7 protein-coding genes and 1 pseudogene are annotated in these 7,749 nt (G+C 68.4%); all 8 read left to right on the top strand.

Annotated elements, in window-relative coordinates:
• Window positions 1–64 precede the first annotated feature (64 nt).
• A complete protein-coding gene (locus tag ACNFOC_RS47105) occupies window positions 65–964 on the top strand; it encodes a response regulator (RefSeq protein ID WP_416965149.1) in 900 nt (299 codons plus the stop codon).
• A gap of 211 nt (window positions 965–1,175) precedes the next feature.
• Window positions 1,176–1,373 carry a Flp family type IVb pilin gene (locus ACNFOC_RS47100; protein WP_327401614.1) on the top strand — a complete coding sequence of 66 codons (198 nt, stop codon included), beginning with the start codon at window positions 1,176–1,178 and terminating at the stop codon, window positions 1,371–1,373.
• Complete coding sequence (locus tag ACNFOC_RS47095) at window positions 1,373–1,975, top strand: pilus assembly protein TadG-related protein (RefSeq protein WP_416965147.1); 603 nt, start codon at window positions 1,373–1,375, stop codon at window positions 1,973–1,975. Before ACNFOC_RS47100 ends, ACNFOC_RS47095 begins: the two co-directional genes overlap by 1 nt.
• A gap of 34 nt (window positions 1,976–2,009) precedes the next feature.
• A complete protein-coding gene (locus tag ACNFOC_RS47090) occupies window positions 2,010–2,591 on the top strand; it encodes a hypothetical protein (protein ID WP_416965146.1) in 582 nt (193 codons plus the stop codon).
• Window positions 2,592–2,646: 55 nt separating this feature from the next.
• Window positions 2,647–3,234 (top strand): OmpA family protein, encoded by a 588-nt coding sequence (locus ACNFOC_RS47085; RefSeq protein WP_416965148.1) that lies wholly within the window; start codon window positions 2,647–2,649, stop codon window positions 3,232–3,234.
• A gap of 179 nt (window positions 3,235–3,413) precedes the next feature.
• Window positions 3,414–5,900 carry a hypothetical protein gene (locus tag ACNFOC_RS47080; protein ID WP_416965145.1) on the top strand — a complete coding sequence of 829 codons (2,487 nt, stop codon included), beginning with the start codon at window positions 3,414–3,416 and terminating at the stop codon, window positions 5,898–5,900.
• Window positions 5,901–5,946: 46 nt separating this feature from the next.
• Window positions 5,947–7,233: a hypothetical protein gene (locus ACNFOC_RS47075; RefSeq protein ID WP_416965144.1), complete on the top strand. Its 1,287-nt coding sequence runs from the start codon at window positions 5,947–5,949 to the stop codon at window positions 7,231–7,233.
• A 34-nt stretch (window positions 7,234–7,267) separates the two neighbouring features.
• Window positions 7,268–7,749: pseudogene (locus ACNFOC_RS47070) on the top strand (hypothetical protein); the annotation flags it as partial.

Raw genomic sequence — 7,749 nt, 5'->3', positions numbered from 1 at the left:
CGACTGGCTGAACGACATGATGGACGAGCTTCTTCTCGCAAACACCACTGGTCTGCATGGCCATATGGTCAACGTGATCGTCCAGTCGTTCCTTGAGCAGTTGAGGGCTGAGGCCCAGCCGCCACCGAACCCCTTCCCCAACTTCCCTCCACCGGCCCCGACTTCGTCCCTCAGGGTCGTCGTGGCCGACGACAACCCGGTGGTCCGGGCGGGCCTGACGGCCCTGTTGTCGGGCCGCGCGGACATCACGGTCGTGGCGGAGGCGGCGGACGGCCGTGAGGCCTACGAGGCGGCCCACTTCCACCGCCCCGACGTGGTCCTCCTGGACGTCCGCATGCCGGGCGTGGACGGCATCTCGGCGCTGCCGTACCTGGTGCGGATCGCGCCGGTCGTGATGCTCACGTACAGCAGGGAGTCGGAGATCGTCCAGGAGGCGCTGCGGCGCGGGGCGGGCGGCTATCTGGTCCACGGCGAGTTCACGGCGGACGAACTGGTCGCCGCCGTAAGGGACATCAGGCAGGGCAGGGCCCATTTCACGCCATCGGCGGCGGGCGCACTGCTGGCACAGCTACGACAGGAACAGGCGGCCCGGACGACCGCGTCCCTGCCCGAGGGCCTGGGCTCGTACGAGTCTCAAATAGGTGCAGCTGCAAACGGAACAATCCCTTCAGGGCCTAACTCCCGGTCAAATTCGCCACAAAGCCTTTCGCAACTGCAATCACCTATGAGACAGTCATCCTTGGACAGGTCACGGTTCCAACTGAGCGCGAGGGAGGCGGAGATCATGGACCACATCGCGTCCGGCATGACCAACCAGCAGATCGCCGCCACCTGCTTCATCTCCGAGAAGACCGTCAAGAACCACATCAACCGCATCTTCGCCAAGCTCCACAGCACCAGCCGTTCCGAGGCCGCGGCCAAGTGGCTTGGTACGGCGCCGGGTTCGGCCCGAGGGCTGGGGTGACTCGCGATGCCGCGACGGAGGACCCAACTGCCGGGCCTACGGCCCCGGTTCGGTGACGGGCGGGCCCAGTGCGAAGGCCGGGACTCCGATTGGGCCCGATTTTGGGCCCTGGGGCCCTCTGGCGTACCTGTAGTTCGGGCATACCGTTCTCATGTCGAAAGCGGCACCGGCGACGAGGAAGCCGGGATCGAGTCTCTCGGAGGGGAACACCATGAGCAACTGGATCAACACCACCGTGACGTACCTTCAGGCCCGCGCCGCCCGCAGCGACAAGGGCCAGACCGCGGTGGAGTACCTGGGCATCATCGCTGTGGTGGTCGCGATCGTGCTGGCGATCACGGGTACGAGCATCGGTTCGACGATTCTCGACGCGATCACCAACAAGATTTCCGAGGTCACCGGCGGCTGATGCCGCCCCGTAGGCGCAGCGACGCAGGGCAGGCCTTCCCCATCTACATCACGGTGGTGGCGGGTCTGCTCTTTCTCGCGTTCGCCTACGTCGCGGTCGGCCAGGCCGCAGTGAACCGGGGCGGCGCCCAGACGGCCGCGGACGCGGCAGCGCTCGCGGCGGCCCAGGACACCCGGGACCAACTCGCGGGCAAGTGGGTGGAGAACGTACTCGACCCGACCAAGTGGCAGGAGATCTTCGACGGCAACGTGGCGGGACTCGTCGACGGATGTGGGCGTGCCGATGAGCTCGCGGGGCAGAACGACGCCCACCTGACCAGTTGTTCACCGCCTACGGGACTCCCCCCGCAGTACACGGTCGCTGTCGAGACGGACAAATCGGTCGGTGATTCGATCGTCCCCGGCACGGAGAGCACGTACTCGAAGGCTCATGCCACCGCCGTGATCGAGCCGCTCTGCACGTTCCAACTCCCCGGCGAGGGCGCCGGAGACGACGTGCTGCCGAAGCTCACCTGCAAGGACAAGGACTGGGACCTCGATCCGACGGATCTCACCGATCTACCGGGACCCGAGGACCTCTTCGACGTCCACCTGGCCGACTGACAAGCGAACGACGAGTGATGAGGGAAGCAGAGTCATGAGCATTCGGTTCACTTCGACGGCCCGCAGGGGGATGGTCGCCATGGCCGTCGCGGCCGGTCTGGCCCTCGGTGTGGCCGGCTGCGGGAGTGGCGGCGACGACAACAAGAAGCCGGACACGTCGGCGTCGGCCTCCAAGAGCGGCGGATCCGATCCGAGTGCTCAGGAAGGGCAGTCGGAGACGCCTTTGGCCGAACTCACCGGGACCGACGGACTGCTCCTCCAAATCACCTCTGCCGACAGGGACTCGGGCGGGTTCGTCACCGTGAACGGGGTCCTGAAGAACGACGGTGACAAAATGCTCGTGATTCCCTCGGCCCTGCGTGGCGACGAGACCGAGATCCTCCAGCACGGTACGTCGCTCGGCGGGGCCACCCTCGTGGACTCCAAGGGCAAGAAGCGCTACTACGTGCTGCGGGACACGGACGGCCGGCCGCTCACCACGACAGGCCTCACGACGATCAAGGCGGGCGGCACGGTGGCCGTCTTCATGCAGTTCCCGGCGCCCCCGTCGACCACCACCGAAGTCTCCTTCGAACTACCGACGTTCCCCGTCGGCACGATCAAGATCTCCGGATGAGGCGGCCGTGACCACCACTCCCCGTCTCGCCCTGGTCGTGACCGCCGCCACGATCATGGTCGCCGCGAACATCGTCGGCGCGGTGGCGGCGCACGCCGACGACACCCCGAGCCCGAGCGTCCCACCGGGCACCGAGGCCTCGGCCTCCGCCCCGGTGAAGGTCGACCCGAACGACCCGGACCTGAAACTCCCCGAGGGCGCGACGCTCTCCGACCCCAAGGTCCTGGACATCAAGTCCGTCGTGGAGGACCAGGGCGGTGAGGAACGCCGTGAGGACACCAACTCGGACGTGACCTTCGCCCTCCAGGCCGAGGTCCTCTTCAGCAAGGACAGTTCCAAGCTGAGCGCCGAGGCGAAGTCCCGTATCGACGCGATCGCCGAGGAGATCAAGAAGCAGAACGCCTCGACGGTCCGCGTCTTCGGCTTCACGGACAACCTCGGCTCGTCCGCACACGGCGACGTCCTGTCCAAGCAGCGCGCCGACGCCGTACAGGCAGTCCTGGACGCGGACCTGAACAGCCCGAACATCACCTTCGAGGTACGCGGCTACGGCGAGCAGTACCCGATCGCCGACAACTCCACGGAGGCCGGCCGCAAGAAGAACCGAAGGGTCGAGGTGACGTTCCCGCGCACGGAGAGCTGAGGCCCACTCAGGACTTGGGTACCGATTTGGGCCCACGGGCCCATCTCGGGCACCCGCCCCGTCCCTAACCTCTGGAACCTCTGCAAGGTCTTGTCGCGCTGTGAGCGACGTCGGGGGACGGGGGAGACACCATGGCCTCGATCGGAGGAGTGCCGGAAGTGCCAGGCGGGCAAGGTGGGTTGACCGGGCGTCAGGACATGCCCGTGCCGCTCGCCACCGCTCTGGTGTTGGTGCACACCCTCTTTGCCATCACCCTCGTCGGCGGGCTCGGTCTGCTGATGACGGCCGGGGCGTACGACGCCCTCGACGGACAGGTGATCGCCCTCGTCGCGTACGCCGCCGCACCCGGCGTCCTCGGCTGGTGGCTCGCCCGGCGGAGTTGGGAGGGCGGGACCCGCGTCCGGCGTGGACTCGTCGCCGTACAGGGCTGGTTGATCCTCGGCGGGGTCGTCAACCTCGTCTCAGGGTTCGCCCGCGGAGGGCTGCAACTACTCCTCCCCATCCTCATCCTGTTCTTCCTGTCCCGCCCCGAAAGCCGTCAGTGGTACGGGCTCGCGGAACTGGACCGCGTGGAGCGCCGGCCGTTCTCCCTGTCCCGGCTGATCCGTTGGCGCCGGGACGAGGGGCAGACGGCGGTCGAGTACGCCGGGTTCATCGCGATCGTCGCGGCGATCATCACAGCCCTGCTCGTCAGCGGCCTCGGTACCCAGATCTTCACCGGCATCCAGTCGGAGGTCTGCAAGGTCACCGGCATGGCCTGCCCCGCTTCGACGGACGGCGACACGGACACAGCCGCTGGCGACAACAACGCCGACAACAATGGCGACAACAACGGCAATGGCAACGGCGGGACTTCAGGCGGCACCGGCACCACAGGTGGCACTGGCACCGGCACCGGCACGACCACCACCACCGACCCGGACCAGACCGACGACAAGAAGCCCGCCCCCGCCGACGACAAGGACGACAAGAAGGACGACGGCTGCTTCTCCGGCGTCGGCGCCTTCTTCGGCTGCGCCGGCAACCAGGTCAAACAAGTAGGCCAGGGCCTCTTCGTCGACGGCGTCTGGGGCGACCTCACCGGCATCTACGACATGGTCCGCCACCCGATGGACACCCTGAAGGGCATCGGCGACTACGGCAAACAGCTCGGCGACGACTGGTCGGAGAACTCCAAGGATGCCGGCAAGAAGTGGTCCGACGGCGATTACGGGGGCGCCCTGTGGGACTGGGCCGGTGCTTCCGTCAAGACCGGCGGCACGGTTCTCTACGACGTGTTCATCGGCGACGACGTCGCCAAGGACTGGAACAACGGCGACAAGACCCGCGCCGTCACCCACGTCCTCTGGAACGTCGGTTCCCTCTTCATCCCGGGCTACGACGGCGCGAAGATCGTCGAGAAGGTCGGCGACCTCGGCAAGATCGGCAAGCTGGGGAAGCTCGGCGAACTCGCCGAGAAGGCGGCCAAGGCCGCGGATGACGCCAAGAAGGCGGCCAAGGCCGGTGACGCGGCGGGCGCCGAGAAGGCCGCCAAGGAAGCCGACGACGCCGCCGAGGAAGCGGAGAAGAAGGCCGAGAAGACCGGCTGCACGATCGGCGCGCCCAACCGTCGTATCCCGTACGACGGCAATGGCCCCGACACATCCGGCACCCTCACTGGCGATCCCGGCACGGGCTCCACGGTCCTGGCTGCCGGCGGTTCCCCGTACGTCGTCCTCGCCGAGGACGGCTGCGACGAAGACGCCAAGAAGGAGGCGGAGGACGCCCGCAAGCAGGCGGATGAGGCCGACGCGGCGGCTCGCGCGGCCGACCTGAAGCACGCCGCGGACGAGGCGAAGAAGGCGATCACGGACGCCAGGGACAAGCAGAAGACGCCCAGGAACGAGCGGTTCACGCTCGACGAGAAGAAGATCGACGACCTCGTCGCCAAGGCCAAGGACAACCCGGACCTGAGCAAGGGGGAGATCGGGAAGGTCGAACTGACCCAGTCCCTCAAGGACTTGGCGGACATGCTGAAGAACACGACCATCGACAGCCAGAGCCGCGGTTCGCTCGGCGGCCCCGTGCTCAGGGCCGGCAACCGCTACCAGCTGGCTGAGGCCATGGCCGAGGTCAAGGCCGCGACGCGGGCCGCGGACGATGCCGCCGAGGGCACCAAGGTCTACGCCGGCGTCGGCCTGAAGAAGGGTCGCCAGACCGTGGACATGGGTGACGGCACCACCGCCGATCTCAGCGGTATCGACGACGCCGACGTGGTCTACAAGGGCAAGGACGGCACCCTCAACGTCGTGGAGGTCAAGAACACGGGACAGGCCGCCACCCAGGCCTCGATCCGTGCCCAGGCGCAGAAACTGGCCGATTGGCAGAAGGCCGACCCCGGTCGGAAAGCCCGCTACGAGATCGAGACGCAGGACGGCTGGGACAAGGTGTTCGACGGTTTCCAGAAGGACAAGAAGACCGGCACCGTCCCGGACGGAACACCCGCGCAGACCCTCGCCGAGAACGGTCTCGACCTGCGCGTCGCCGGCCAGGACATCTCGTCGCAGCAGCTCAGAGCGATGAACGACGCATGGAGCAGGAAGACTCCGGCCGAGCGGCAGGCGGCACGGGACTCGGGCAAGATGAAGGACCCGAAGACCGCCATGCGGTATCTGGGTGTTTCCTGACGTGGAGCGGACGAGCGGACGATCAGAGGAACGGAGCGGCTGGACAGTGACCGCGCATCACCTGCTGCCCGCGGACATGCGGCGGCTCCCCTCACCGTGGAACGACCTGACCTGGGAACGGAAGGCGGCACTGGAGGAACTGGCGCATACGGAGGCGACCGAGCGATCCGCCCTTGAGGCGCTGGCGGCCGCGCTCTCCGGGCCGCCGGGGCCGCCGGGGCCGCCGGAGTCGCCCGTGCCGCGCGTCTGGAGCGACGAGTCCTGGGAACTCTTCGACCGGATCCGTCACGAGGCCGGGTACCGGCTGGCCCAGGTCATGCCGACGGCCGACCGGTTCACCCGCGAGGGCGTCGCCGAGGTACTGCGGGAGTGGGCGGGCACAGCGCGACCGTCGGTGCCGAGCTGGTGGCTGGATGATCAACTGGACCTGATTGTCGGGGTGTTGACCGATCAGGCGCTCGCGGGCTGGGCCCATGACGTGCTGCGCTGGCTCCAGCAGAAGCCGTACGACGAAGGAGGTGTCGCGGCGGCAGCCGAGCGCTGCGTCGAGAACGGGCTCGCCTCCCGCGACGCGGTGAACCTGCTGCATGCCCTCGGCACACCCCACGGCGAGCAGGCCCTGCTTCGCCTCGTACAGGACGACAGAGCGAGCGAGGAGAGCCGCTCACAGGCGCGGGACGCCCTGGTGTGGCTGCGCCGCCCCGGCTACGAAGCCCGTGCGCGGCGACCGGTGCGGGGAGAGCGCCCCCTGCTTCCCCCCGCCGTACGGGAACTTCCCCACAGCTGGGGCGCCGGCTTCCAATGGCCCGCCGAACTCCCGGAAACCGCCGACACCATCGACCGGGCCCGCGCGATCCTTGAGGCCTGCGCACCCACGGCCCCCGTATCCGACCCGGTCCCCGACCCGGACTGGACCGGTGACGAGGACGAGGAACCGCCCGCCTGGCTCGAAGTCCGGCAGGTCATGCGGGAGTTGATGCCGTATGCCGGCCTGGTCACCGAGGAACGGATGACCGAGGCGACCCGCGAGTGCGCCCTGCTCAACATCCCCGGCGTACCCGAGGACCCGGACAGCGAGGAGGCCGCGCGCTTCGCCCAGCGCTGGGTGACGTGGATCAGCGGCTGGATCGCCGGCGAGGTCTTCACCTGGCTCGGCATGTGCGTCGACGACGACACCCTCGTCACCCCGTGGGCGATGGAACTCGCCGAGCGGTACACCCGGTTCGGGTTCGTCCCCGACCAGGCGGTCGCGATGCTGAACTGGCACGGCACCGTACCCCGCAGCCGCGAGGCCCTCGCCCGGCTGGCGGTTGAGGGAAGACTGCCGTCGTGACCCCGCCGGCTGTTCCTCGGCCCGGACAGCGCGGATGACGTTGCTGCTCGCGAACCTCTTCGTCGTGGCGGAGCGGAGCCCCGCCCAACTCCGGCATGCCCTGGCCGACTTGCTGGACCTGCCCGACGACGCGGTCGACGTGGCGCACCAGGACGAGGACCAGGAAGGCCGTGACTGGGAGGCCCCGGTGCTCTGCACCTACTGCCCGCTGCCGCCGGGCGACCTGGCGCTCTCCCTCGACATCAGCGTCACCGAATCCGCCGCCGGCGACCTCACGGAGGCGGACCTCGCCCGCGGTATCGCGGCCAGGACGGGGAGTTCGGTCCTCCACCCCGCGGAGTCCTTCCCGCCGAGCGCGTACTGGGCGGCGGTCCCCGACGGACGCGTGGTCAGGTGCAGCATCGAGCCGATCGAGACGGGGTACGGCGCGGACGCGGCCCTCTACCCGTATCGGGTGTACGGGGTGGCGGAACAGGTACCGGACCTGCCCCTTCCCCCTACTCCGCCTCCACCGAC

The sequence above is a fragment of the Streptomyces colwelliae genome (assembly GCF_048158785.1).
Lineage (GTDB): Bacteria > Actinomycetota > Actinomycetes > Streptomycetales > Streptomycetaceae > Streptomyces.
Note: the sequence above shows the minus strand (reverse complement) of the source record. Positions and strands in the feature narration are given on the sequence as shown.

Excerpts from the sequence above, each read along its gene's own strand:
- ACNFOC_RS47105 (WP_416965149.1), top strand. The coding sequence starts at position 65 with ATGGTCAACGTGATCGTCCAGTCGTTCCTTGAGCAGTTGAGGGCTGAG.
- ACNFOC_RS47100 (WP_327401614.1), top strand. The coding sequence starts at position 1,176 with ATGAGCAACTGGATCAACACCACCGTGACGTACCTTCAGGCCCGCGCC.
- ACNFOC_RS47095 (WP_416965147.1), top strand. The coding sequence starts at position 1,373 with ATGCCGCCCCGTAGGCGCAGCGACGCAGGGCAGGCCTTCCCCATCTAC.
- ACNFOC_RS47090 (WP_416965146.1), top strand. The coding sequence starts at position 2,010 with ATGAGCATTCGGTTCACTTCGACGGCCCGCAGGGGGATGGTCGCCATG.
- ACNFOC_RS47085 (WP_416965148.1), top strand. The coding sequence starts at position 2,647 with ATGGTCGCCGCGAACATCGTCGGCGCGGTGGCGGCGCACGCCGACGAC.